The sequence below is a fragment of the Undibacterium sp. TJN25 genome (assembly GCF_049339885.1).
Lineage (GTDB): Bacteria > Pseudomonadota > Gammaproteobacteria > Burkholderiales > Burkholderiaceae_D > Undibacterium.
In genome coordinates, this window is the sequence record NZ_JBMPPM010000001.1 from 374,610 (window position 1) to 398,869 (window position 24,260).

The 24,260-nt window shown below is 56.8% G+C and carries 22 protein-coding genes and 1 tRNA gene; 5 read left to right on the forward strand and 18 right to left on the reverse strand.

All coding sequences use genetic code 11. The features are described 5' to 3' along the window. Positions 1-182: 182 nt before the first annotated feature. From ACO0LO_RS01690 to ACO0LO_RS01705, 4 genes are all read left to right on the forward strand, one after another. The gene (locus tag ACO0LO_RS01690) at positions 183-1,373 is read left to right on the forward strand and encodes an acyl-CoA dehydrogenase family protein (RefSeq protein ID WP_422962454.1); all 1,191 of its coding nucleotides are present in this window, start codon (positions 183-185) and stop codon (positions 1,371-1,373) included. A gap of 18 nt (positions 1,374-1,391) precedes the next feature. Then, the gene (locus ACO0LO_RS01695; protein WP_422962455.1) at positions 1,392-2,531 is read left to right on the forward strand and encodes an acyl-CoA dehydrogenase family protein; all 1,140 of its coding nucleotides are present in this window, start codon (positions 1,392-1,394) and stop codon (positions 2,529-2,531) included. A gap of 238 nt (positions 2,532-2,769) precedes the next feature. Then, positions 2,770-3,234: a MaoC family dehydratase gene (locus tag ACO0LO_RS01700; protein ID WP_422962456.1), complete on the forward strand. Its 465-nt coding sequence runs from the start codon at positions 2,770-2,772 to the stop codon at positions 3,232-3,234. A 54-nt stretch (positions 3,235-3,288) separates the two neighbouring features. Then, positions 3,289-3,741: a MaoC family dehydratase gene (locus ACO0LO_RS01705; RefSeq protein ID WP_422962457.1), complete on the forward strand. Its 453-nt coding sequence runs from the start codon at positions 3,289-3,291 to the stop codon at positions 3,739-3,741. A 223-nt stretch (positions 3,742-3,964) separates the two neighbouring features. Here the strand turns inward: ACO0LO_RS01705 and ACO0LO_RS01710 are convergent, their stop codons facing one another. The 3 genes from ACO0LO_RS01710 to ACO0LO_RS01720 form a co-directional block, all read right to left on the reverse strand. Continuing rightward, the gene (locus ACO0LO_RS01710) at positions 3,965-4,453 is read right to left on the reverse strand and encodes a BON domain-containing protein (RefSeq protein WP_422962458.1); all 489 of its coding nucleotides are present in this window, start codon (positions 4,451-4,453) and stop codon (positions 3,965-3,967) included. 93 nt (positions 4,454-4,546) lie between these two features. Further along, positions 4,547-5,041: a CYTH domain-containing protein gene (locus tag ACO0LO_RS01715; RefSeq protein WP_422962459.1), complete on the reverse strand. Its 495-nt coding sequence runs from the start codon at positions 5,039-5,041 to the stop codon at positions 4,547-4,549. A 37-nt stretch (positions 5,042-5,078) separates the two neighbouring features. Then, entirely contained in the window at positions 5,079-6,212 is a 1,134-nt protein-coding gene (locus tag ACO0LO_RS01720) for a M14 family metallopeptidase (RefSeq protein WP_422962460.1), read from the reverse strand. A 221-nt stretch (positions 6,213-6,433) separates the two neighbouring features. On the opposite strand from ACO0LO_RS01720, the gene ACO0LO_RS01725 reads away from it, so the two are divergent. Further along, positions 6,434-6,510, forward strand: a tRNA-Pro gene (locus tag ACO0LO_RS01725). A 193-nt stretch (positions 6,511-6,703) separates the two neighbouring features. Here ACO0LO_RS01725 and ACO0LO_RS01730 read toward each other — a convergent pair. From ACO0LO_RS01730 to ACO0LO_RS01800, 15 genes are all read right to left on the reverse strand, one after another. Continuing rightward, on the reverse strand, positions 6,704-7,492 hold the full coding sequence (locus ACO0LO_RS01730; RefSeq protein WP_422962461.1) for a hypothetical protein: 789 nt from the start codon (positions 7,490-7,492) through the stop codon (positions 6,704-6,706). Between the two features lie 250 nt (positions 7,493-7,742). Continuing rightward, complete coding sequence (locus ACO0LO_RS01735; protein ID WP_422962462.1) at positions 7,743-8,270, reverse strand: hypothetical protein; 528 nt, start codon at positions 8,268-8,270, stop codon at positions 7,743-7,745. A gap of 29 nt (positions 8,271-8,299) precedes the next feature. Next, the gene (locus ACO0LO_RS01740; protein WP_422962463.1) at positions 8,300-10,585 is read right to left on the reverse strand and encodes an AAA family ATPase; all 2,286 of its coding nucleotides are present in this window, start codon (positions 10,583-10,585) and stop codon (positions 8,300-8,302) included. A gap of 172 nt (positions 10,586-10,757) precedes the next feature. Continuing rightward, positions 10,758-11,312 (reverse strand): DUF4376 domain-containing protein, encoded by a 555-nt coding sequence (locus ACO0LO_RS01745; protein ID WP_422962464.1) that lies wholly within the window; start codon positions 11,310-11,312, stop codon positions 10,758-10,760. Beyond that, on the reverse strand, positions 11,309-13,648 hold the full coding sequence (locus tag ACO0LO_RS01750; protein ID WP_422962465.1) for a hypothetical protein: 2,340 nt from the start codon (positions 13,646-13,648) through the stop codon (positions 11,309-11,311). Before ACO0LO_RS01750 ends, ACO0LO_RS01745 begins: the two co-directional genes overlap by 4 nt. Continuing rightward, complete coding sequence (locus ACO0LO_RS01755; protein WP_422962466.1) at positions 13,645-14,514, reverse strand: hypothetical protein; 870 nt, start codon at positions 14,512-14,514, stop codon at positions 13,645-13,647. Before ACO0LO_RS01755 ends, ACO0LO_RS01750 begins: the two co-directional genes overlap by 4 nt. A gap of 1 nt (position 14,515) precedes the next feature. Next, entirely contained in the window at positions 14,516-16,000 is a 1,485-nt protein-coding gene (locus ACO0LO_RS01760) for a hypothetical protein (protein ID WP_422962467.1), read from the reverse strand. After that, the gene (locus ACO0LO_RS01765) at positions 15,997-21,039 is read right to left on the reverse strand and encodes a phage tail length tape measure family protein (protein ID WP_422962468.1); all 5,043 of its coding nucleotides are present in this window, start codon (positions 21,037-21,039) and stop codon (positions 15,997-15,999) included. Before ACO0LO_RS01765 ends, ACO0LO_RS01760 begins: the two co-directional genes overlap by 4 nt. A 26-nt stretch (positions 21,040-21,065) precedes the next feature. Beyond that, on the reverse strand, positions 21,066-21,437 hold the full coding sequence (locus ACO0LO_RS01770) for a DUF1799 domain-containing protein (protein ID WP_422962469.1): 372 nt from the start codon (positions 21,435-21,437) through the stop codon (positions 21,066-21,068). A gap of 65 nt (positions 21,438-21,502) precedes the next feature. After that, positions 21,503-21,844, reverse strand: coding sequence for a phage tail assembly chaperone (locus ACO0LO_RS01775; RefSeq protein WP_422962470.1), 342 nt, complete (start codon positions 21,842-21,844; stop codon positions 21,503-21,505). 79 nt (positions 21,845-21,923) lie between these two features. Continuing rightward, on the reverse strand, positions 21,924-22,871 hold the full coding sequence (locus ACO0LO_RS01780; protein ID WP_422962471.1) for a hypothetical protein: 948 nt from the start codon (positions 22,869-22,871) through the stop codon (positions 21,924-21,926). After that, complete coding sequence (locus ACO0LO_RS01785) at positions 22,864-23,073, reverse strand: hypothetical protein (RefSeq protein ID WP_422962472.1); 210 nt, start codon at positions 23,071-23,073, stop codon at positions 22,864-22,866. Before ACO0LO_RS01785 ends, ACO0LO_RS01780 begins: the two co-directional genes overlap by 8 nt. After that, entirely contained in the window at positions 23,070-23,489 is a 420-nt protein-coding gene (locus ACO0LO_RS01790; RefSeq protein ID WP_422962473.1) for a phage tail terminator protein, read from the reverse strand. The genes ACO0LO_RS01785 and ACO0LO_RS01790 overlap by 4 nt, the downstream gene beginning before the upstream one ends. Further along, positions 23,486-23,884: a gp436 family protein gene (locus tag ACO0LO_RS01795; RefSeq protein ID WP_422962474.1), complete on the reverse strand. Its 399-nt coding sequence runs from the start codon at positions 23,882-23,884 to the stop codon at positions 23,486-23,488. The genes ACO0LO_RS01790 and ACO0LO_RS01795 overlap by 4 nt, the downstream gene beginning before the upstream one ends. Next, positions 23,881-24,198, reverse strand: coding sequence for a hypothetical protein (locus ACO0LO_RS01800; RefSeq protein ID WP_422962475.1), 318 nt, complete (start codon positions 24,196-24,198; stop codon positions 23,881-23,883). Before ACO0LO_RS01800 ends, ACO0LO_RS01795 begins: the two co-directional genes overlap by 4 nt. Between the last annotated feature and the right edge of the window lie 62 nt (positions 24,199-24,260).

The window sequence follows — 24,260 nt, forward strand, 5'->3', positions numbered from 1 at the left end:
CGGTCGTGCTTTTTTGAGACTGTTGCAAAAATAGGCTGGCCAGGCGCGACGTCAAAGCCAATGCGAGTAGTACGGCCGGGCGGAGCAACAACGCCAGGCTCATTTTGCGACAGCCTCTTAGAATAAAATCATGTGCCGGCATACGAGCGTAAAGCAAGGCACACACCAAGGAGACAAGAAACATGGATTTGAATTACACGTCGGAAGACCTGGCATTCCGTGACCAGGTGCGCAGCTACCTGGCAGAAAACCTGCCCGCAGACCTGAAGCATAAAGTGCTCAACCATAAGCGCCTGTCCAAGGAAAACTTCGTGCGCTGGCACAAGATCCTGGCCAAGCAAGGCTGGGTTGCCACAGGCTGGCCCAAGGAATACGGCGGCACCGGCTGGACGGCCACGCAAAGGCATATCTTTGAAGAAGAATGCGCGCGCGCCGGCACGCCCGGCATCATGCCTTTCGGCGTGGCGATGGTGGCTCCTGTCATCATGGCTTTCGGCAACCAGGCACAAAAGGACTATTACCTGCCGCGTATCCTGAATTGCGACGACTGGTGGTGCCAGGGGTATTCGGAACCGGGCTCAGGCTCCGACCTTGCCTCGCTCAAAACCCGCGCAGAACGCGAAGGCGATTTCTACGTCGTCAACGGCCAGAAAACCTGGACCACGCTGGCCCAGCACGCCGACATGATCTTCTGCCTGGTGCGCACCGATACCGGCGCGCGCAAACAGGAAGGCATCTCCTTCCTGCTGATCGACATGAAAACACCCGGCATCACCGTACGCCCCATCATCATGCTGGACGAAGAGCATGAAGTGAATGAGGTCTTCTTCGACAACGTCAAGGTGCCGGTACAAAACCTGATCGGTGAAGAAAACAAAGGCTGGACCTATGCCAAATACCTGCTGGGCCACGAACGCACCAACATCGCCGCCGTAGGCCGCGCCAAGCGCGAACTCCAGTTCCTGAAACGCATCGCGACTGAACACCAGAAGAACGGCAAGCCGCTGCTGGACGATCCTGTCTATGCATCCAAGGTTGCCTCGCTGGAAGTGGAACTGATGGCACTGGAAATCACCGTGCTGCGCGTGATCTCGCAAGACAGCGGACGCCCGGGCCCGGAAGCTTCGCTGCTGAAGATCAAGGGCACGGAAATCCAGCAAAGGCTGACGGAGCTGATGGTGGAAGCCGTCGGCCCTTACAGCCAGCCTTTCGACCATGCATTCATGGAAGGCAAGGAAGAGCATAGCATCGCCGAAGATGACGACGCAGCGCCATTGGCCGCGTACTACTTCAACTTCCGCAAGACCTCGATCTACGGCGGTTCGAACGAGATACAAAAAAATATCATCACCCAAATGATTCTGGGCCTGTAAAAGATAGAGGGGACAAACATGGATTTCAGCTTAACTCAAGAACAGAAGCAGTTTGCGGAAGCAGTACGCCGCTGGGTGGAAAAAGACTACAACTTCGAAACCCGCAAGAAAATCGTCGAATCCGAAGCCGGCGTTTCCGATACCGCATGGGCAGCACTGGCGGAACTGGGCGCGACTGCGCTGCCGGTTCCAGAAGACCAGGGCGGCTTCAGCGGCTCGGCAATCGACATGCTGGTGGTCATGCAGGAACTGGGCCGCGGCATCGTCATCGAGCCGTATTTCGCCACCGTGCTGGGCGCGGAATTCCTGAAGAAAGCCGGCGGCCACGACAGCGTGCTTGAACAGGTAGCCGGCGGAGAAATCAAACTGGCGGCGGCACTGTCCGAGAAGCAGTCGCGCCACGACCTGTTCGACATCGCAGCCACAGCTACGAAGAACGCCGACGGCTATGTGCTGAACGGCACCAAGACCGTGGTGCTGCACGGCGCCCAAGCCAACAAGCTGGTTATCTCTGCCCGCAACAGCGGCGCGCAGCGCGATACCGACGGTATCAGCCTGTTCCTCGTTGATGCGGACACTGCGGGCCTCACCCGCCGCGACTACCGCACCATCGATTGCCAGCGTGCCGCCGACATCAGCCTGAACAATGTGCAGGTTCCCGCCAGCGCACTGATAGGCGCGGCCGGCGCCGGATGGGACATCATCGATGCAGTATCCGACTATGGCGTAACCTTGCTGTGCGCGGAAGCGATAGGCCTGATGGAAGCCCTCACCGCCGCCACGCTGGAATACCTGAAGACCCGCCAGCAGTTCGGCGTGCCTATCGGCAAATTCCAGGTGCTGCAACACCGGATGGCGGAAATGTTCATGGAAATGGAACAGGCTCGCTCTATGGCGACACTGGCAGCCGTCAAGGTATCCTCTTCCGATGTGGAAGAACGCCGCCGCACCGTATCCGCCGCCAAGGCGCGTGTCGGCCAGGCAGCGCGTTATGTCGGCCAGCAGGCCGTGCAGCTGCACGGCGGCATGGGCGTGACCAATGAGCTGCCCGCAGCCCACATGTTCAAACGCCTGACGATGATAGAAGTCAGCCTCGGTGATACAGACCACCATCTGGCACGCTTCATCGCGCAGCCTGGCTTCAAGCAGGCGGCCTGATGCTGGCCCTCTCCCGCGTGCGGGAGAGGGCCAGGGTGAAGGGCGCAAAAGAAATGCAAAAAACCTGGATGCCAGGCATTCGATATCAGCGGATAGCTATCCATCGCTGCAATCAATTTTCTGCATTGATTCAACGCCCCTCACCCTAGGCCTCTCCCGTACGCGGGAGAGGGAATACCGCAGGATAGGCGAGAGCCTCCCTGCCCTGTACCTCATACCATGACGACCAGGAACAGCAATGGCACCAAAAACGCATAAATGGTATTTCGAAGACTTCGCTCCCGGCACCATCATCCAGGTGGGCTCGCGTACTGTCACCGAGGAAGAAATCCTTTCCTTCGCCACCCAGTTTGACCCGCAACCCTTCCACATCGACCAGGACGCCGCAACGCATTCCATCTTCGGCGGCGTCATCGCCAGCGGCTGGCATACCTGCAGCCTGATGATGCGGCTGGTGGTGGATGGCTTCATCAAGGATGCAGCCAGCATGGGCTCGCCCGGCGTGGAAGAAATACGCTGGATCTTGCCGGTGCGTCCCGGCGATACGCTGACGGTATCCATAGAAACGCTGGAAGCTACGCCCTCCCAGTCCAAGCCTGACCGCGGCGTTACGCTGTCCATGTGGCGCGCGTTCAACCAGAAAGGCGAGCTGGTCGCCACCATCAAGGGCAAGGGCATGTTCGGCCGGCGCCCGGCTGCCTGATTGCACTCGTTCACACATCATTATTAGCAGTCCAACCCAATACGGATCAACCCCATGCGTGAAATACACAGCCTGCAAGAATTGAAATCCCTGATCGGCCAGGAAGTGGCCACTTCGGACTGGGTCGAAATCAGCCAGGAAAGAATCAATATGTTCGCCGAAGCCACCGGCGACCTGCAATGGATACATATCGACGTGGAACGCGCCAAACGCGAATCGCCTTTCGGTGGCCCCATCGCGCACGGCTTCCTGACGCTGTCGCTGCTGCCGATGTTGACAGCCAATGCCATTCACCAGAGCGACGTCAAGATGGGCGTCAACTACGGCCTGAACAAGGTACGCTTCACCTCCCCGGTGCCGGCAGGCAGCAAGGTCAGGGCCAGGATGAAATTGCTGAATGTGGAAGATATCACCGGCGGCGCGCAGATGAACTGGGAAGTGACCATAGAACGCGAAGGCAGCGACAAGCCCGCGTGCGTGGCGGAATCGATCTCCCGCCGTTATTAAAACCATTCCCGGTTATAGCCTGGATGTTGCGCAGCGTAATCCAGGTGTTGCTCGGGACGAAGGCTTTTAATCTTTGCATGGGGTGAATGACTCGACAGGAATGCACATGCTGACTGTCGGAATTTGTTTGGCATGTGCGTACGCTGAATGCCCGCCATGCGGGCAACTCCCGGATTGCGCTGCGCTCCATCCAGGCTACGTAAAGCAAACCTATCAGCAAGCATCAGGGCCGCACGTCGTAAGGCGGCTTATTCCCCGTCCCCTGCATCACGTTCACCAGCACATGCTCCACCTCGGGTACGTCCTGCAGCAACTGCTGCAAAGCCGCTTCCTGGTTTGCGCCGGCAACACAGCCCTCCACCCAAACAAACTTTCGTTTAACGGTTACCCACAAACTAGTTTCGGCAAACCCGGTGCTGCGCGCAAACCGATCCTGCACTGCCTTGCCGATGTCGGCATCGTACATATAGGCATTGGGCTTGGCGCAGCGGCCCGCCATCCAGCAACTGGTGCCACGCTCCACCCTGCCGTGCTCTTCCTGCCGGATATCGGCTTCATGCAGATAAGGCCCCAGCGGCACCGGACATGCGGGGATGGCGTTGCGAACCTGAAAAAAAGGATCGTTGAACCAGTTTTGCAGATCGGGCTTGTCGGCACACATCGCCACTACGGGGTAAGCCAGGATCAGCAGCAATACGCTTTTCTTCAGCATCTGCGTTCCCTTTCCACAATAATGGTGACCAGGCTGGTAGCGTACTTGCATGGGGTGCAAGCACGCTGAAGCCCGATCTTCCGCCAAGCTACGCTATTTGCCCCACCGGCTGAACGGATGCTTCAGCAAATTCGCATTTGCATAGCGTCGGTCGTGGCTGACCTCTTCGCCCAGCCACGCGGGGCGCGCAAACTCCTGCTCCTCCGAATCAAGCTCCACTTCCGCCACCACCAGCCCGGCATTGTCGGCAAAAAATTCGTCCACCTCCCACACCAGTTCGGCGTGCGGAATGCGGTAGCGAATTTTTTCTATCAGCGGCTGTTCGCACAGCGCCAGCAATTCCTGCGCATCGGTAACGGGAATAGCATATTCCCATTCACCGCGCGCGATGCCGCCCTGCCCTTGTGCCCGGCCCTTGATCGTCATGAATGCCTGCTCGCCATCGATACGCACGCGGACGATGCGGTCCGCGTGGGAAGACAGGTAGCCCTGGCGCATGAAGGTGGACCTAGCGCCAGGCGTAGTTTCCGCCTCCCGTTTCCATCCCTCATTGGCGACCAGGAACTTGCGTTCGATTTCTATGCCCACACTATGCTTTCCTTATGTGCACAACTCAGTGCGCAACTCAAACCAATGTAGAAGTCAAAGAAGCCAGGATAGGCTGTAGCATCGCCTCACCCAGCTTCATGCTGCGTGCACCGTCCCAGCCCACCTCTGCATCCGGCAGGTTGTCGTTGTCCTTGAAAGGCAGCTCCAGCGTCAGCGACACGCATTTGAAATGGTGGCCGATGTATTTGGAGGCCAGTTTCAGCACGTCTTCATTGTATTTGCTGGCGGCGTAACCCACCTTGGTCTGGAAATCCGGGCTGGCGGCCACAAAGCTATCCACAAATTCTTTCTGCTGCGCGGCTTGCTTGTCAGTGAAACCGGCCAGCATTTCGCTGCCGGCGACGAACACGTATGGCAAAGCTTCATCGCCGTGCACATCCAGGAACAGGTCGCAGCCGGTTTCGTGGATCTTGTTTTTGACGAGGAAAACTTCCGGACTGGATTCCATTGAAGGCGTCATCCACTCGCGGTTCAGGTTCGCGCCAGCGGCATTGGTGCGCAGGTTGCCACGGTAGGAGCCGTCCGGATTCATGTTCGGCACGATATACAGTACCGCGTTATCCAGGATGCGGCGTGCAATAGGGTTGGCCGGGTCCAGCAGCGCAGTCAGCGTGCCCTCCACCAGCCATTCCGCCATCGTTTCGCCCGGATGCTGGCGTGCGATGATCCATACTTTTTTCTTCGCAGACGGGTCGCCCACCACCACCATGTTCAGATCGCGGCCATCGACGGTATTGCCCAGGTCCACCACGCGCGCCAGCGCCGAATGCTCAACGCTGCCCAGCAGCGCCAGGTGGCGTTCCCAGCTGTATGGCTCAAAATAGGCGTAATACACGCTGTCGCCTTCCGGCGTATGGCGAATGGTCATTACCTTGCCGTCAAACTCGGTATCGACACGGAACCAGTTCTCGCGGTCATAGCTGGCCACGGCGCGATAATTCTCCCATCCCTTTGGATAGGTAGACTCGCCAGCATTGAGAATGCGCATCACCGAAGCCTGGCCGTGCGCGCCCTGCAAGCGGAAATAAAACCACTGCGCGATATCGGCATGCGAATCCTTGCGCAGTTTCAATTCAATGGCATCTGCCTGTTCCGCGCGGACGACTTCTATCGCGCCGGCGTCAAAGTGTTGACTGATTTTGATGGACATAACTATTCTAGGTAAGAACTTCTGGAATCGGAAAATGCGCGGTAGCGCAGAGGCGTCTATTTTCACGCCTTTTGACATTTTTCTCAAAGAAAACCCAGCAAATCAACGCACAAGCAGGAAATATAAATTGAGAGACAGGCAATCACAGCAAAATAGCTAAATAAATTGCACGCAAGCATGGCAAAAAACCTATTGATCCGCTATAATCCGCAACTCAGTGTCGGGGCGTAGCGCAGCCTGGTAGCGTACTTGCATGGGGTGCAAGGGGTCGGAAGTTCGAATCTTCTCGCCCCGACCAATAGAATCAACGATTAGGCCAATCTGCGGATTGGCTTTTTTCGTTTTTGGAGTCTTATTGTCAAGCTGTAACGCGCCGCGTAACTGTAGCGCGGCGGCGGTTTTGTCACCCGTTTGCGATAGTTTTGGCACCGGGCTACTGTCGCATTTGCACGTTTATTGTCACTACATGATTGCATTGTTATTGGCACCCGCTAACGCTTTAATACTGGTAGTTCGGGATGAACAATAGCTTTCGAATTCAATAACATTGTGGAATCGCCTGTCACAATTCGTGAAGTAAAAGGCCCTATTTTTTCTTCCAGAAAGTCACCCCATTTGGCCCCTAATGTATTGATAAAATTTACTAATTCATTGCCAGCATTGGGTGCGTAACAAGGGACCCATAAAAGCTTAGGCTCGTTAGAGCCAGGTATCTTGACGTAACGGTTCACAGTTACATAAACCATTGCACTAATGGAACTGTACGAATTTGCTAAGATATCGCAGACTAATGCGCATATTAAAGTCGGATCAATTGACGTAAATTCCTCATTCACCAACAGTAAAACGCCAGTTGGAGAAGTAATATTGAATTTTTCTTTTGTTTCTTTTATCTGGCTGTTGGCTTTTTTTAAGATTCGACCAAGTGCTGGGCGAAATATCCGTGCGAATTCCCGTGGAAACCAATCCGGATAAGTGCCGTCTCCGCCGAGTAAAGCTGGTCGCCACTCTGGTTTTTCCTTAACTAATCGTGTCATTAGAAGGTGAAGTCCTTTCTTAAACGAAGTGGATTGGCTGAACTCAGTGTGAATTTCTTTAAGTTCCGCAACGACGGCATCCTTAGGAAACAAAAAATCCGCATTTTGAAAATCTCGTGGCGGAGGAACTAGGTCTTCAATAACACTTCCTTCGATCGAACGGACGAAATCTCTCCATGTAGCCTCGACCGGAAGCGGATCGGGCGGTCCTACGTCCCAAAATCCTGGAATTCCATTTGTCATAATTTGCCCATTTAGTGTATCGACTCACTACCATCAACCCTTTTACAGTAGTGTTTGGCAAGCACTGTAGCAGTCGCTTCAAAATCTTTCGAACCGGACCAAGTACATGAAAGTAGCGCGGCGGCACTTTCGGCACTCGTTTGCGTTAATTTCGCCGTTCCCCTCCAATCAAATTAGAGTGATTATTGTCATTTTTGCACCACTCGTAGATGAAAATGGTGTTTGCATATCGCCATGCTTACTAATACTTTCACTTCCCTAGTATGGCGCGGTTTCGATAGGGGGCAATGTCGTCTTGGATAATTGCATTTTTTCTTTCTAAGTCCAATCGGATAGCTCTTAGCTCAGTAAGTGCCGACGAAAGCGAAAGCTGAACCCTGTCAATTTCTTCTGGCGGCGCGCTGGCGAGCTTTGTAATCGCACCAGTAAAAAGGGCTGCATGATCTGATTTGTCGACCGAAGTTTTCATTTGACTGTCGACGACACCTTCATGTGCTTTGTGAGAGGCGCTACCGTATTGACCGGCATGGGTATATAACGCTCGATACGCCTTTTTGAGATCGTTGCCTCTTGCTTCGATAGCTCCAGCTTCGACAATTGTCTCCGCGGCCGTTAGAGCTACTAAACGAAGCATAGACCTCCGTTCCGCATCCGCAGCAGCCTGTTGAGTTTCTCTTGCAGAATGTGCTGATTGGGCCGCAGCGCGAGCAGAAAAAAAGCCTCCAACAGCGCTTACTAGCGCCGCTGCGACAGAAAGAACATCACCTATTGACGCCATTACGTTTTACTCCAAATCTGTGGATATCTCTATCGTCGCCTAGCGAAATTGAGCGCTCGATTAGCAAATTGTGTCAGTTGCCCTGCGTTAATTTGCTCGCCGAGATATGCCGGATTGGTGTCATGGTGAAATCTGTTTCCGTATTCCGTGAGGTTAGCTAATTCCAGCAAGTCCGCAGCGTTGAGGATTGGGGTCGGGGAATTTATGCAGGCATTTCGAAATGGCCCCAACAAAGTTTCTGGAGGAAATTGCTCAGGAAAGCTTACCCGCAAAAAGGCCTCTAGTAGTGGTCGTATGGCTGTAGCAATCTCACGGTGATTTTGACCGCCATTTGCTACATAGGTTCTAATAAGCTCATGTCGACGGTCGTGCTCGGTAATACTGTCACTGTGAATGTTCCAAGCAGTTATGTTGGAGCTATTCGCCTGCCTTGTCACTTGATACGCAGCTTTAGCTGCTGCGGGCTCGTGGGCATAAAGCTGGCATAAGAACGCTTTGTTATGCGACAGGACGATTATTTGATTTACCGTCAAATAGAATCTACGCAAAACTTGAACCGTCGTTAGAGATCGATGATCGTCAAGGCTAGATATTGGATCATCTATCACTACTATCTTATTGCCGCGATTTAGGTCCAATTCCAAAGACGCAAAGAAAAATGCGAGCGCGAGGGAGTTTCTGTCACCCGCACTCAATGTGTTTTTAAACGACGTCACCTGGACAGCACCGTTAACCGGAACCGGTACGTTGTTGATCATCACATTGTATGTACAGGCCGATCCACCGCGAATATTTGTTGGCGCAATATTTTCCAAATGGAATCCAGCGTTGAATTCATTTAGATATTGATTTATTGCGGCCTGGTAAAGTGGAAAAATTCCGTTTCTGTACTGTTCGAGGGCTGCACGGGCAGCATCTTTCGACGCCTCTGCTTGTGTTTTGGACGTCTTGGTGGCTATATAGGCGTCGCACAAATCGGCCACGTTTCCGGTATAACGTTTTTTTACCGCGTTAAGCTGGGCCAGGGTTTCATTGATTGACCCAACATTCGCATTGGCCGATCTAATTTTCAGCGCCGCTATTGCTGCATTTGCTTGCTCCAAATTAGTATTGCATTGACACAACAATACCGAAGTCTCTGCAAAATTTTCTGCAACAGTTGCAATCTCCTCCGGCAGGTCGGAAGCCACCATAGGATCGGATAATTTTGCTTTTAATAATCCAATTAAACCACCGCTTAAGGCTTTCCAAATAACGATAAAGTCATCTGGAACCGTTCCCACCTCAGGCCTAACGTTGAACCTGGACCAAAAGTGCTGGCGTTCCGCGAACGTACGAAGAGACCGCTCGAACCTAGTTGAAGCTTCGTTGCCGTGGTCACTTTCCAAGATTCTGATTGCTTGTTCAATGTTTAATCTCAAAGCAGCGTATGCATCGCTAAAATATGCCCGATAGTGAGCGATGATAGGCGAATTGCCGAGGTCCTGATCACAGAAAACACACGCCGTATCCGGTGCAGCCCGGCCTAGTTGGCGGCGCATGCCATCTTGAAGCCATGTTTCTCCATGCTCGCCGATTGACAGTGCATGAGATTTGACCTGGGCCATAGCGGCCGCATCTAAATCCTGAATCGTTGTAGATAGGATTCGTTCTATCTGAGCCAAATCAATGATGGGTACTGAAAAACTGCCGAAGGCAACGCTTTCGCTGATTATAACTCGCTGTTGGGCAGCCAAAAGGTGAGATTCCGTTTCGAATATTTCAGCATCAACCATTTCGTTCGGTGGGAGCGCGCAAAAAACATCGACTGATAGTTGTCCAAGGCCGTTGGCATCTACGGCAGCTGCCTGGTTCCGCAGGATTATATTTATTGCCTCAATTTGCTCCGCACAAGCTTGTAGTTGCCGGCTTAGCGTTACTCCCTGAGCACCAATAATTAACTCATGCATATTTTGACGATGCTCTGTGCCCACCGCGAGACCAGAATAAATATTCTCGTTTACAAAAGCGTCATCGAAAACCGCCATATCGGGAAGATTTTGAGACCACCCACCATGTTGAAAAATATGGACTTGCTGTGGGTTGGAATCGGTATTAATGACTACATGAGGGGAATCCTGAACGCCTAGCCTTTGACGCTCCATAATATATAGCGGATTGTTAGTCGACAGCGATCTCAGAATTGCTGCGAGGGTCGTTTTACCTCGTCCGTTTTCAGCATAGATTGCAGTAAGCCGTTTAAAGACTGTTCCTGGCTCAGCCACAAAGGAGTGAAAGCGGCCGACGTTCCGTAAGAGCTGAAAATTGGTGATCATTTTCTCATCCGTTCAGGGTTACATAAAATCGGCGAGATTAAGGAGCTATGACTTTTTGCCGGATCTTTAACCTACCTTATACATATTAAACTGACAACCAGTTTCAAAAAGAACTTTGCTAAATTGCAGGTTTCTAAAAGGAATGTGTATGCCACACGACATATCTGTTGCTTTACCACGCAATATCGGCAATCTGCTGCAGCGTCGCGGCATTCGCCAGCGTCTCTTTCAACTCCTCGGAATGCAGGAAATTCCCCTGTCCCTGATTGATCATCGCCAGGTAGAAAGCTGTCCACGTTGCTCTGTCCGGGATCGGGATGAAGCTGTTATCGACTGCCTTCCATTGCCCGATCCAGCCTGGCGGAATATCGCCGCATAACAGCACTGCGCCATTAAACGACATGATGTCTTTGAAACTCAGGGCATCTGCCGAGAACGCTTTGCCTTCGAACTGGAAACTAGAATTGTTGGCTGCTTCCCGCCAAATATTGATTTCTGCATTCTTCGCGGCTTTCGCGTCGGCCAGCTCGGCAGGTGTCGGCAACGGATCGGCAAACATACCTTTGGCATAGGTCGTCTTGCCCAGCGCGGCCCAGTCGGGGATATCGACATTGAACGCGTTGAAATTGGCGACTGGGTATAGCGCGCCGTCGCATAGGTAAAAATCTCTTTGGATTTCTGCGACACCAAACGTCTGGATCGTATTGGTCAGTTTGTCAGTGATCATGCCATCTCCATTACAGACATATAGCCGGATGCATTCAGCATCACGGCCTTGTTTCCAAAAACCTGTGCCATGTTCGCTGACACCAGGCTACCAATATTCGGTATGGCGAAGGATGCAGGAATCGACGGCGCTGCAGCGGTCGAACTATTGTCCACTGCAGCGCCAATCGCACCAGGCTGCAGGCCGACAAGATAATCCTTGCTGCCGTTAGAAAACACCGCCGCCGCGCCTGCAAAGGGCATCAGCGCCCTCGGCACTTTATTGACCAGGTCAAACGCGGTCACACCAGCAGTGCCTATCGCCAGGTAGTTAAAATTGAGCCCGCCACCTACTGAACCCTGCGCATTCAAACTACTAGCCGCCGCGTCGGTCAACTTTGTGAAGCCGCCAGCGTCAGCCTTATATACGTCGAAGAAATTGCCAGCCGTTGTCGTCGGGGTCAACAAGACCGAAGTTCCGTATTTGGTAATCGTGCCGACCGCAGCGAACGTTGCCGTTGCTGTTGCTACAGAGGAAACGGCAAAGGCAGAACCGTTCCAGCTCACCTTCCTCAGTTGCGTCGGCGCCAGCGTATTGTCCAGGTACCACCATTCATTTGCGACGCCCGCAGGCGATGCAAGCAGGTTACTAATCCCGTTAAAATTCGACGTCGTCGTCAATGCTGTCCAAGCAATAAAGGTAGGCTGGGCCGTACCCGAAAACGACACGATCCCGACACGAGCGGCCCCGTTCGTATCCTGGGCTGGGAACATTGCCACGGTCGCGCTGACCGCTATCGCCATCGCCGGCACAAAAGTGACGGACGCATTTGTTCCCAAGGCGTTCGTCGTGACATTGCCTATCGCCAATGCATTGCCAGTAATGGTCAATCCGAGCACAGGCAGCGTATTGGAGGTACCACTCCACACGACGGCCTGGGTCGGCGAAAGCACGAGGCAACCAGCAGGACTGCCAACGGGCGACGCATTAGCGGGCGCACCGGGGCTCACCAAAACTCCAGAAACGGTAAAGGCGACGATACTGTTTACGGGACCAGCTCCGCAGATCATCGCCGAATTTGCGGTGATGACCTGCGCATTGACAAAGGCACCCAAGTTGCCAAGGGAAGTGGGCAAACCTAAATTATCGGTGGACAGGTCGTATGCCGTCGCAAACACGTTTGCCGGTCCTTGTGTAATAAAGACCGCCAAGGTAGGCGACAGCTTCAGAACGGCCTTCGTAGTCACCGCAGCGCCACCCACCGACGAATTGACACGCGGCCAGGCCAAAGGCGACAAGCCCTGGCCCCAGGGTTTCCAGTTGCCATTTGCAGTGCTATTGTCACTCAACGCCAAATTGGCGATGCCGCCAGGCTGCACCGTTGCCAGTAGTGCGCCTGCTGCGTTGCGCAGCGTCAGATCAACCAAGCCAGAATTTTGCACAACACGCACTTGCGAACCCACCGGTTCGGTGGTTGCGTCCGCCATCGTCACGCTCAAATTCGGTACCGTCGGCGTGAAATTCAGAATCCGGGCAGAAGCCGCACCAAGCACCTGGTTCGTATTGATTTGCAGCACGGCTGCCGTAGCAGACGCTTCTACCAGCTCCAGCGTAAACGCGCCGTTGGTCACGCTGTAGTACCAAAGCTCGCCTGGCCTGATAACGAAGCTGGCCGCACCGTTGACCAGCTCAGAACTAAACGGGTCCAGCGTCAGCGACGAGCGTGTTGCTCTGATCCAGCCGCTGAAGCCGCTGCCCAGCGCCACCACAGACGCCGCCGTCAATGTACCCGGAACGGCCGCCGTGTATTTCAGCACGTTGCCCTGGTCAGACGATGTGATGTTATAGCCAGGCGGAATGGACGACACAAAGCTGGACAGGCTTGGAATTGGTGCGGACAAGCTGACAGTCCAGGCGCTGAAAGTACCGTTTCCCTTGGAGACCGTCGTACCGATCTGCAGCGCGCCGGTCGCTTCGTTATATGCCTTGACCGGACCAGCCATCTGTATCTGTGGTGTTGCAGTGCAGGCGATCACATACCATGCGCCTATCGCGATGCTCTTGTGGGGCTCCACCATCAGGTTTTGAACGTCGATGCCGATAGTGAGTTGCGTCTCCGACGAGGCCACAGTACCGGGAGCCGTTACTGCTGTTGCGGCGCTTGCCTGCGCTAGGCTGGCTTGCTGCGTCGCCAGCACGGCCTGCGCAGCTGCAGCGGCCAGTTTGTCGCCGGCTTCACCCATGATGTCGGCGATCATCGGCATCAGGTTGTCACGGAAGCCGCCTGTCCGCATATCGTGCCCGGAAGTGCCGTCATCTGAATAAGCATTGCCGTTTGCAAAAACCAGTTTGGTCATAGTAATTCCTCAATTTCAAAGGGTGTTCCAAAGCGTCGAAAGCTTGCCATCGTCAGCGGCGACACCTGGCGCAGCCGGCCGATGAACGATTGCCGCAAGACGTTGAGCAAGTCAGTTGGATTCGCCATCACCAGCACCTCACCATCGGCGCCTAGCACGCGCTGCATTTCAAATATCTTGGAGAGCGCCTCCTCGGGCGTCAGGTTGGACAGCGTGAAGCGCAACACGCGCTTGCCGGCACGACGATCAAAGTATTGGGTACCGCCGAGCGCGGCCGTCGACTTGGTCGACGTGAATTCCCAGGCCAATGAATTGCCATAGTCCATGTTCAGCGCCGGCTGCCAGCTGGACGCCAGGAACAGGCGGCCGAACTCCAGGTAACCAGCAGGGTTCAGCGGATCGTTGAATTCAATGCGCACATAACGACATAGAAAGATGCGAGGAAGCTGGACGAACAGCAGGCCCGGATAGCCGGCACGGTCAGCCTCCGATACCGTGCCTTCCCACCAGTTGTCGTCTTCCCATTCCAGCGAGTCCGGTGAGAACAGCACGGGCCAGGCTTTGATCCAGTCAGAACTAAATTCAACGGTAGAAAAATCGGCCGCATTGGACAGCGTCACGCGCCATTTACCCAGCGTCGTCATGTTATGCCGCACGATGTCGACCATCGTCAGCTTGGTCGGTTTGCCCAGGTCGGCGACAAACATCGTGCTGGCCGGTGTGCAGTTCGCCGTCCTGGCGACCCGCGTCAGCCTGCGGTCCTGCAGGCGGTTTAAGGGAATCTGCCAAGTACCGCCGCTCAACGTGGCACTATCCGTCATATTGGGATAGGCCAGGAGAATGTTGGATTTTAGAGGGGTGGTCACTTTAGCCCCACAGCGTAAGTTTGGCGACGCCGTTGTCGGCCCCGCCGTCCAGGCCGATGACCAGCAGTGGTTTGCCGCGCAGGTTGTAACGGTCAACGTCCAGGCCCACGACGTTGCCGAGGTCGGCCGCGCCCAGCTCGGACAAAGGAATTTCTACCGACAAGGTCAGCCGGCGCGCGCCATACAGTGTCAGTTGCCGGGCGCATTCGGCAGTGGCGTCGGCTTCATTGACCAGCTGCGTCTGGAAAGTCAGTTCCTGTGCGGCCGGCCATGGCGTCTTGGTGTCGGTATTGGATTTCTCTGCCTGGCGGTACTCTTGCGCCAGGAAGGCTTTACGTGCTTCTGCCACGCCACCTGCAGGCTGCTGGTTCACCGTGTAGTTGCGGCCATACTGCAGGATCACGTGCCAGGCGGGGATCCCGGCTTCTTGTAGGTTCAGGCTTTCTATCGCGTCGTCGCCCCAGGTCGCCATTGGCGTACCGGTCGGCGCGATGACTCTGCCCATGCGCAGCTTGTTACTGCGGTCGAACGCATACCAGGCGCCGATGCTGGACGCCAACTGGTCCATCAGTTCCTGGGCGGTGGTAGTCGTGTCTGCCCAGACCCCGCATACCGCGCTGTTGGCGGCATTCAACGCCGCCACATCGGCGGTGTTGATGTCCGCGAGGGGAATGCCGGCGTCGACAGCGATCATCTGCAGCAGGCTGCCGGCCCTGGTCTCGGATGTGGTGACATCGGCAGTGACCACATTAACCGGGCTGCTGCCCAAACGAAAATAGCCCTGGAAGCAGCGGAAATTGCCGACTGCAGGCGCCGTGGCGATCATGTCGTCCAGGGTCGTGTAGTCCGCGCCCTTGGTCAGCGCCGAGCCATTGTCATAAACTATCGTTGCCGGCGTCGCCGTGTCGCTGACCTGGAAGACTAGCTTAGACGTGTTGACGCGCTTGGCCGAAATGTTCAGCACGCTGCCATAGACACGCGGTTTGTACTGGCCTTTTAAGTCATCCTTGGTGCCCTCGACGCCGAGCGGCAGTACGTTGTCGCCGGCATAGGTCGGACGGATCAAGGTTTTTTGGAGGTCAGTCATGCGGTCATGCACGACGATGCTGATGCTGCCGTCGCTTTCCTTCATGTCATCCAGCTGGCCTGTCATGATGACCGGCCAGCTGGCAAACGGCGTGCCAATTATCCCGCTACGGACTTCAAATGTCCGGCCGCCGACAGCGTAGTCCGTTAGCAGCACGTCCAGCGCATGATCCTGGTTGACCAGGCTGATGTCGCCCGGCGTCGATTTAGATGCCCCATAGGTGGCCGTTCGGTCAAACAGCGTGCGGGACAGGCGCGGTGCATCTGTGAGGCGCGGCTCAAAGTAAGCGTTGGGCGGCGTATCGTTCGGCGTTGTTGTGAAGCCGTCGTCGGCATAGGTCAAGGATTCGATCTGGCCGGTCGACAGGCGATAGGCGGAAATGGTGACGGCGATGGTCATAGTGCAGTCTCCAGGGCTGTGCGGACGCCTTTGACGGCCTTGGTTTGGTTTTTCATATCGGTGGTGTTGATGTCGTGGTGCTGGGCGCTTTGCGTCAATTGGGCGATGCCGACGGATACCAGGCTTTGTTCCAGCTGGCCGATGCGATCATTCAGACGGCGCAGCTCGGCGACTGTTCGACTGTCGTCGCTTTGGGCCGCTCCCGTATTGATCAACGGCAGGCGGTTGAACTTGATGGCTTGCGCGGCCGTCAGCACTTGCTCACCTTCATGCAATTCGGCGATGTAGCCGTCTCGCGGGACTCGATCCAGGCCATTTGCATGCGAGCCGTCGACCTTGGTGTCCGTCGTTGGATGCTGACCGGCGTCGAACATGGCGGTAATCTGATCCCAGTAGGCTTCGCTATGGCCGGTCAACTGTTGCCAGATGTCTGCGTCGGTATAGTCGGCGAACGACTTACCGGCCGCATCGGATTGGCCGCTTTGCTGATACAGCGCCCTCATCGCGTCGACGTTGTCTTCCAGGTCTTGCAGGTGGTTTGCACCGCCCGCCTTGTCGCCGACCGGAATGAAGTAATAGGCGTTGTCACCGTATTGCGCACCGTAGGCCGCGACATCGGCCAATGCCTTGCTGCCGACAGGGTTGCCGGTGCTCGGGTCGACGTAGCCTCCCCCACCGCCTGCCGACACGACATCGTTCTGCGCATTGAAATAAGCGACCAGCGCATCATGCACCGACATCACTGCATCTTTCACGTCCAGGATGCCCTTGACGCTGTCATTCAGCGCGGTCAGCTGGGTCTGTGCGATGGAGACTTGCTGGTCGGCCGCCGTCGCTGCATTGCTCAATGCGCCCTGGACTTTGTTGAAGTCGTCGACATAGCCCTGGTTGCTGGCGTTGTATGACTGTGACGCGTCCAGGAAGTTCTGGGCCATTTGCTGCAGGTTGCCCATCGCCGTCGGGTCACCGGCCAGCGCCAGAGCGTAGGTCTGGTCAAACTGGCTCTTGGTCTCGGCATACTTTTGTTCAGGCGACAAGGTCGACAGGTTGCCGACCAATAGCGAATCCTTGAATTGCTTGATGGAGATCGAGAACTGCGACCACTTGTCGATGACGCCCTGTATCGCGCTGGATTCCGCGTTATAGGCGTCTGACAGCGCGCTGCGCGCCGTGTCCAGTTTCTGGTTGGCCTGGTCCAGCGCCTGCTGTGCAGCATCCGCCGCCGCTTTGGCTTGATCGATGGTTGCTTGTGTCAGCGTGTCGGCATAGTTAGCCGCCTGCAGGAAGGCTGGGGCAAGCGCGATCAGGTTCGCATACATCTGGCGGCCCGCCTCGGTGCTCAGGTCTTGCTGCTGCACCAGGTCTTTGAATTGTTCCTTGGTCGTGACGCCGCCTTCACCAAGCGCGGCCATCGCGTCTTTCACCGCCTTGAGTGTCGGCGCGATCTGCTCGCCCTCGGAAAGGAAGTTTTGAACAAAGAAGGACGTGCCGTTCTGCAGGTTCTGCAGGCCGCCTGTCAGCTGGATCAGGTCTTCGCGGGCCGCGACTGACGCCGCGCCGAGCGCACCGAAAGCGTCGGCCGTTTTACCGGTTGCGGTCAATACCGCATTGACGGCCGTAAAGTCAGATACCAGCCGGGCCAGCGTGGCCGAGCTGGTCTCGCCGGCCTGAGAAAGCGATGACAGGCTGCCCAGGATATCCGTCGCCATCGAGTCGCTGATATCGGCAAACGCCTTTTGCACATTCGCCTGGGTGTCGGCCGCCGTCGCGCCGATATCGAAGTTGATGGCGTCCTTGCGGTTGGCGATGAAGTCGGCATTCAGGCCCAGCGTCTTCGCGTAATCCGCGTTAGCCTGCTTCAGTGCGTCATAGCCGTCGTTCAGAGATTTCAGCAGCGCCGTATCGGATGCCACACTGGCTATGTCTTGGTACGCCTTGCCATCGGCGATAGCGGTACTGTTCGCCAGGTTGTAATTCCACACGCCATTGCGATCACCGCGCAGCCAGCCACCGTCCTGGTGCCACGCCACATTGCGGGTGATGTCGTTGGTTCCTAGGTCACCGGTCACGTTTTGGCCGACCATTTGCTTGTCGCCCATCGAAAAGCCCGACTTCAGGATGCTATAGGCCGCGTAGGCTGCACCTATATACGGTACAGCAGCCATGGCAGTCGACATCGCACCGGCAATGCCAGGGCCGACGACGCCGGCAATCGAGTTCCCGATAGACAGACCCAGCGACGAAGTCAGGCCGCTACCGATGCCTGCGCCATTCAAGCCGCCCGCAATCGATCCCAGGAAGCCGGTGCCCAGGCTCGATGCGGAGCCAGCTGCAGAAAAACCGTCCCACAGCGACTTACCCTGGGAAATCATGTCGGCGGCAGACGACAGTCCGTCCAGGCTGCTTTGGGCGCTCGCCGCCTGCGGATTGATCAGCGATGCGCCAAAGGCCGCGATAGGCTGGATGATGGGGCTCAGCACCAGCCGTGCGAACCACGACTTGACGTCCTGAATCAGCTTCTTGATAGCAGAATCGCCGCCCCGGCCAATGGCGTCATACAGCCCGTCGCCAATCGCCTTATTGGATGCCTGCCAGGCTTGTTCGTATTTCTTGGCCTCGGCCAGCGCTGCTGCGTTAGATTCCTTGGTCTGCTCCGCGTTGACGATGCGGTGCCGTAAGTCGGATATCTTGGTCAGGTAGTCAATGATGGCCTGGCTGCTGGCAAGCTCTTGCTCTGTCGCACCGTTCAGCTGCTGCTGCGCCAGGTTCTGCTGGGCAGCGGCCAGCGCCGCATCGATGCGGGCAGCTTCTTCGCCCTGCAGCACCGAGTTGGCGACGTTCCTGACCTTGGCCGAGTCTTCAACCTTTTCTGCTTCCTGCTGCAGGCTGGACACGTATTTGTTCATCGCGTCGGTCGAATCCTGGGCCACCTTCTGGGCGCGCAGCGATTCCTCGGCGTCGAAGAACTTCAGGTGATCCTGGTAGGCACTCTCGGCCGCCAGCTTCTTGGCGGTGATGTCGGCGATCTGGCCGGCATTCTTGACGCGCTCCTCGGCCGTCTTGGCGTTATAGCTCTTCAGCGCCGTCAGGTCGCTGTTATAACCGTCGATCTGCGCCTGCTCGATACCCAGCGCCTGGTCGCGCTTCTGCTGGTAATACTCTTCGTCCGTGGTCTGGCCGTACTTGTGGTACAGGTCGGCCAGCTTGCCCATTTCATCGTACTTGCGTTTTTCTTCGGCGATGGCTGCCTGGTTGTCGCGCATCGCATTCGCCAGCTCAGTGGCGCGGGCGTCGTTGCCTTTTTCTTGATACTTCTTGGCGATGCCGTCGATGATGGCGTCATACTTACCGCCGCTGACCTGGTCGTCAACGATGCTGACGCCATCCAGGATGGGCGAATCCGGGTTCGCCTTCAGCAAGTCGATAAAGTCGCGCTTGACCTTCGCCAATTCGCGGGCCTTGGCGTTGTTCTTGTCGTATTGGGCCAGCGCGCCGGTGATATCGGTATAAGCGGCGTTGCCCTTGGTCTTGATGTCTGCCAGCGCCTTGTCGTCGGCGCTTTGCTTGGCCTGGGCGTCAAGATTGGTTACCAGTTCATGGATGCGGTCATCGTTGTTGGTACCGGTGACCGAGTCGCGCAGCGAGACAAAGAAGTTGTCGGCTGTGCGGTTGCCTTGCTTCAGGTTCATCCGCGCCTGCAGCTCTTGCATCATCGGTTCATTACCGATGGCCACCTGCGCGGCCGACTTCATTTTTTCCCATGCGCCCTTGGCGGCTTCGCCGATGGCGTCCCAGGCGCGCTGGCCGTCGTTCAGGCTGGACTTCAACGCGGCGATGCGGCTCTGCGTTTCCTGGGCGATGGCGTTAGACAGCGTGCTGACCGCCTCTTCTTTCTGGCCCTGCTTCTCTAGCGAGTCGATGCGCTCCAGCGTCGCGGTATCGATCATGTGATACTGCTTGTCGAAGTTCTGCGCAAACTTAGCGACGCCGTCATCCATTTTTTCAAACTGCTTGCCGACATCTTCGGCGGATTCACCGGTCAGCTTGGCGAAGGCGGACGCGGCCGCGCCGGTCGCCAGCAGTGCGTCGCCGCCGAACTTGCCGGATGCTGCCAGGCCGGTCAGGATCTCGCGGGTCTTGCCGATGTTGTTATTGACGTCGCCGATCTTTTGCGAGGCGGCCGCCAGCTGGCCGGTGGAGACGCCCGCGTAATTGCCGGTGACAATTAACGCGTCATTCATCTTGGAGATGTCACCCGCGCCAGCGATGGCTGCGGCAATGAACAGGCCCAGCGGCAGGAGCGCGGCCGCGACGGCGGCGGCTGTGGCGGTGAACAGCATGCTGGTTGCACCTGTGGCGTTCGCCAGCACCATCATCGACCCGCCGAAACGGCTGAAGTTGCCGGTTGCCAGTTCATGGCTCAATACCATCAGTTCACGCGTGGACTGCGCATTCGCCAGGCTGAACTTGTGCTGGCCCTCGGTCGCATCTTCGATTTGCTTGATGAAGCCGGCAGACACATCTTTCAGGCCCATCTGCGCCGCCTGCAGCTTCAGCAGCTCCGTGCGGGATAGGCCAACACCGGCAGCCTGGTCACGCAGTGCGTCCAGGAACTTCAATTGCCCCAGCGTTAGCTGTGCGGTGGAGTTGCTTAACTGGGCGTTGGTGCTGCCCAGCTGGGCGGCGCTGCTATTCATCTGCGTGAAGCCGACGCTGGCCTGGGCTGTGCTGCTGGAGAGCGTCTTATAGTTGCCGATGATCTTCTGGCTGACCTGCTCGCTCGCCGCGCCCATGGCCGTGGTGGCCTGAGTAGACTTGTCCAGGCCTGCGGTGATGGTCTGGGTTGCCTGTTCGGTGGCGGCCGCGCTGGTTTTAGTGGCGGCGGCGGTCTTGGCTGCGCTGTCGGCTAGTTGCTGGCCGGCGTCCTGAGCAGCATTTCCCATGTCGGTAGTCGCCTTGGTGACATCGCTGATGCTGTCGACGGCCGCTTTATTGCCGTCGATATTGATGCGAATGCCATACTCTACCGTTGATCCCATGCGCTAACGCTTCCTTTTTTTCCGTCTCAATCACGCCAGGTGCTTTGCTCCTGGTCCCGTTCCAGCTGCTTCTTGTGTTCCTGGTTGAACGCCACCAGGGCCGCGCTTTCCATGGCGCGCAAGTCTTCGAAGGTTTCCGCCCAGTGCCGCCTGGCGATGCCGTTCATGTTGCGCAGCACTGGCTCTATCGCTTCGTAGATGATCCTGGTGCGCACCAGATAGCCGTTTGCCAGCACGATTTCCCATTGCGTTGATAGCGCCAGGAACACATTCAAGCTGCGGATGTTGTCGTGCCAGATCGGGTACGCCGGTGCTTCATAGTCCGCTTCGGCCGGCGCGTCGGCGATCTCGTCTGCCAGGCCGAGTTCTGCCAAGTCGTCTGCCAGTTCGTCGGACACAAACGTTGCCGGCAATTCCTTCAATGCGCCGCAAGTGGCCCTGGCCCACCAGTCTGCAGCGCCGGCTAGTTTTTTCGTTTGCTGCCGCTGACGGTGTCGAAGTAAGTTCTAACGATGCTGTGGCGCGTAGGGAATATCGCCAGCAGCGCGGTCAGGTTGTCTGGGGTGAATTCCACAGGCTGGCCCGCAGCGTCGGTGACGTCTTCCCAGCCAACCAAGACTTTGTCGACGACTTGCTGGTCGGTCATGGTCTTGTCGTTGATGGCGTCGCGCATTTCATCCATTTCGTTTTGTTCCAGACGCAGGAACTTGGCTTTGAAGATGGAGGTTTTGGTTTTGTTGTTGTCGCCGATGATGTCGACACGAACGGGAACGGTAAAGGTTGGAGTAGTTGCGATGACAAACATGGGATGCTCCGTTAGAAGTGATCAAATAATAAAAGGGTGAAACCGGCCAGGTGCTCCGCCAGGTGGGCGGAGCACCTGGTTACAGCAGGGTCAGTGCTATCTCGTCGTTGCCGTCGACCGGCAGCGGTTCCAAAGTCAACTTGTAGGCCAGCAATCCGTCGATGTTGTCGTATTCGACGTTCGTGATCCTGGTCTGCAGGTCGGTCTGGATTTGTTTGCCGGCTGCGCTGCCATGGGTGCAACTGAGCGGTACGACGGCCGATGTTTCCGCCAACAGGAAGGGATTGAACACATCCAGCGACGGGGCCAGCACCGTGATGCCGGCAGTCGGCGTGCGGTCGGTAATCGACACCTCGCGCTGTGGGCCGGGCAGATCGTTGCGGGCGATCTTGTTGCCGAAGTCCCAGTCGAATGTGGAAAAGGCCAGGTCGACGCCGCCAATCGATGCCGGGCCGGTATTCTTGCTGTTGATGCCCTCCTCGATCTGCCAGCCGGTGCGAATGACGGTAGGCATGTCCTGAGCGATGGGCGTCAGGTAGTTGGCATCAAAACTGAAACTCATCTTGCCTGTGCCCTTAGCGGCCATATTGCCCTTGACGCTGCCGCGAACGCCGAACAGCTTGTGCAGCACGCCATCGATGTTGATATAGGCGGAGACACTCAGCTGGTCGACCGATACCAGGTTGTAGGCGACCGATGTCGTCGCGGTGATGGTTTCTGCCGTGCCGCAGGCCAGCAGCAGCGGTCCCCATTTAGGCGCGACGCCTGCGCTACCAGAGGTTGCCAGCGCAACGTCAAACGACAGCTTGGCCCAGCTGCTGACCAGTACGCTGCCGCTACTGCCCATGTACGGCATCTCGATATTGCGCTCGGCCTTGTCGTTGTCCATGGGTGTCAGCGACACATTGCGCGCTTCTATCCAGTTGACCGCGCCGGTGGGCGTGGCATCGACGCCGTAGGCGGTCTCCAGCTTGAACATGACGGCCTTGTTTTTCCACTTGCGTGGTTTGCTGAGCAGGTTATTCACGGGTTTTGTCCTTCCTGGTTGTGGATGAGGCTACTGCGGCCGCTGTGGTTGCACTAGCCGGCGTCACCGTCTCGGCTTGCTCCTGCAGCACGCGGGCGCCGCTCGCCGGATCGACCAGGTACTGGCCGCCTTTGCCCCAGTGCGGGCATTTCTTGAAGTCCTGGACTGCAGCAGCCCGGACCGTTTGGCTCTTGATCATCATTCCGCCTTGTCAAAATAAGCAGTTCTATAAAGGTCTTGCCACCACATGTGCCCGTCCCTGAACGCCAGCAGGTGGCTGTTGCCGCGCTCAAACGGGTCCAGCTCAGGCGACGCTGTCCAGCCGAATACCTGGCGCTTGACCTTGGCGCGCAGCAGCTCCAGGTCGGCGCCGGCCGCCGCGCCCTTGTTGTCCGCCAGGTTGCGCACGACCAGGACCACGCCGATGGTGGCCGACACGCGCTGGATCAGGATGTCACCCATCCCGTTAGATTCCGGCGTCTCGTCAATCGGGATGACGAAGCAAGCCGGCGTCGCCTTCGGGTTGCTCTCCGCAGCGCTCTGGAAGTCCACGGCCTTGCCGATCAGTTTCAGCTCGGGCAGGTTGGCACGCAGGCGAGCGACTACGGCGTCGATCATGGCCGGCCCATCCGCCCAAACACCGGGCGCTGCGCCGTCAGCATGACGATGGCTTCCGGCGCGTTGCCTGGCACCGTGACCGCCGCCTGCAGCAGCACCCGCCCGGCCTGCACATCCTTGAGCCAGGCCAGCGCGTCTCGCTGATCATTCCTGGCGCGGTCGGTTGCGGCTTCGCCCAGCAGGCCATAGCGGGCCAAAGCACAGGCTGTCTGCACCAGGATGTCGGGGACCGTCGTCATGGGCAGGCTGTAGCGGCCGGCCAGGTAGCCGTCGATCAGCGCATCGGCGTCCTCCAGCGCGCTATCCACCGCACCAGCTTCTAACGCTGACTCTCGCTGGGCGATCTCATCGGCGCTGTAGCGCTTTTCCAGGTCAGGGCGGGTGGCGTAGGTCATTGCGCTGCCGGCTCCTGAATCACTGGAAGGTCCACTTCTTCGGTAAAGACGTTGGCATCCCATTCAAGCGCAGCGAGCTGGTCATCCGTCAAATCGGACAGCGGGATCGTCAGGGGCGTCGTGCTCAGCACCAGGCCGGCACGGCGAAAACCATCCACCCTGGATGACACTTTTAGGCCACGGATGCTTGCGTTTGCGGCGTTCGTGGCGTCTTTTGCGCCAGAGGGTGCGGTTACGCCTGGGCCATTCCCTTGTGCCTGGCGCTGGCCCGTGCCCAGTTCTGCGGCCGACTTGTCTTTTTTTGGTGTTCCCACGTTTTTCTCCTATCTATATAGAGGGGCCTGGTGCTAGCTACCGCCCGAAGTGCAAGCGGTAG

Bases quoted from the DNA above. Each gene is read 5' to 3' on its own strand.
- ACO0LO_RS01690 (WP_422962454.1), top strand. From the start codon at position 183: ATGGATTTGAATTACACGTCGGAAGACCTGGCATTCCGTGACCAGGTG.
- ACO0LO_RS01695 (WP_422962455.1), top strand. From the start codon at position 1,392: ATGGATTTCAGCTTAACTCAAGAACAGAAGCAGTTTGCGGAAGCAGTA.
- ACO0LO_RS01700 (WP_422962456.1), top strand. From the start codon at position 2,770: ATGGCACCAAAAACGCATAAATGGTATTTCGAAGACTTCGCTCCCGGC.
- ACO0LO_RS01705 (WP_422962457.1), top strand. From the start codon at position 3,289: ATGCGTGAAATACACAGCCTGCAAGAATTGAAATCCCTGATCGGCCAG.
- ACO0LO_RS01710 (WP_422962458.1), bottom strand. From the start codon at position 4,453: ATGCTGAAGAAAAGCGTATTGCTGCTGATCCTGGCTTACCCCGTAGTG.
- ACO0LO_RS01720 (WP_422962460.1), bottom strand. From the start codon at position 6,212: ATGTCCATCAAAATCAGTCAACACTTTGACGCCGGCGCGATAGAAGTC.
- ACO0LO_RS01730 (WP_422962461.1), bottom strand. From the start codon at position 7,492: ATGACAAATGGAATTCCAGGATTTTGGGACGTAGGACCGCCCGATCCG.
- ACO0LO_RS01735 (WP_422962462.1), bottom strand. From the start codon at position 8,270: ATGGCGTCAATAGGTGATGTTCTTTCTGTCGCAGCGGCGCTAGTAAGC.
- ACO0LO_RS01740 (WP_422962463.1), bottom strand. From the start codon at position 10,585: ATGATCACCAATTTTCAGCTCTTACGGAACGTCGGCCGCTTTCACTCC.
- ACO0LO_RS01745 (WP_422962464.1), bottom strand. From the start codon at position 11,312: ATGATCACTGACAAACTGACCAATACGATCCAGACGTTTGGTGTCGCA.
- ACO0LO_RS01750 (WP_422962465.1), bottom strand. From the start codon at position 13,648: ATGACCAAACTGGTTTTTGCAAACGGCAATGCTTATTCAGATGACGGC.
- ACO0LO_RS01760 (WP_422962467.1), bottom strand. From the start codon at position 16,000: ATGACCATCGCCGTCACCATTTCCGCCTATCGCCTGTCGACCGGCCAG.
- ACO0LO_RS01765 (WP_422962468.1), bottom strand. From the start codon at position 21,039: ATGGGATCAACGGTAGAGTATGGCATTCGCATCAATATCGACGGCAAT.
- ACO0LO_RS01775 (WP_422962470.1), bottom strand. From the start codon at position 21,844: ATGTTTGTCATCGCAACTACTCCAACCTTTACCGTTCCCGTTCGTGTC.
- ACO0LO_RS01785 (WP_422962472.1), bottom strand. From the start codon at position 23,073: ATGATGATCAAGAGCCAAACGGTCCGGGCTGCTGCAGTCCAGGACTTC.
- ACO0LO_RS01790 (WP_422962473.1), bottom strand. From the start codon at position 23,489: ATGATCGACGCCGTAGTCGCTCGCCTGCGTGCCAACCTGCCCGAGCTG.
- ACO0LO_RS01795 (WP_422962474.1), bottom strand. From the start codon at position 23,884: ATGACCTACGCCACCCGCCCTGACCTGGAAAAGCGCTACAGCGCCGAT.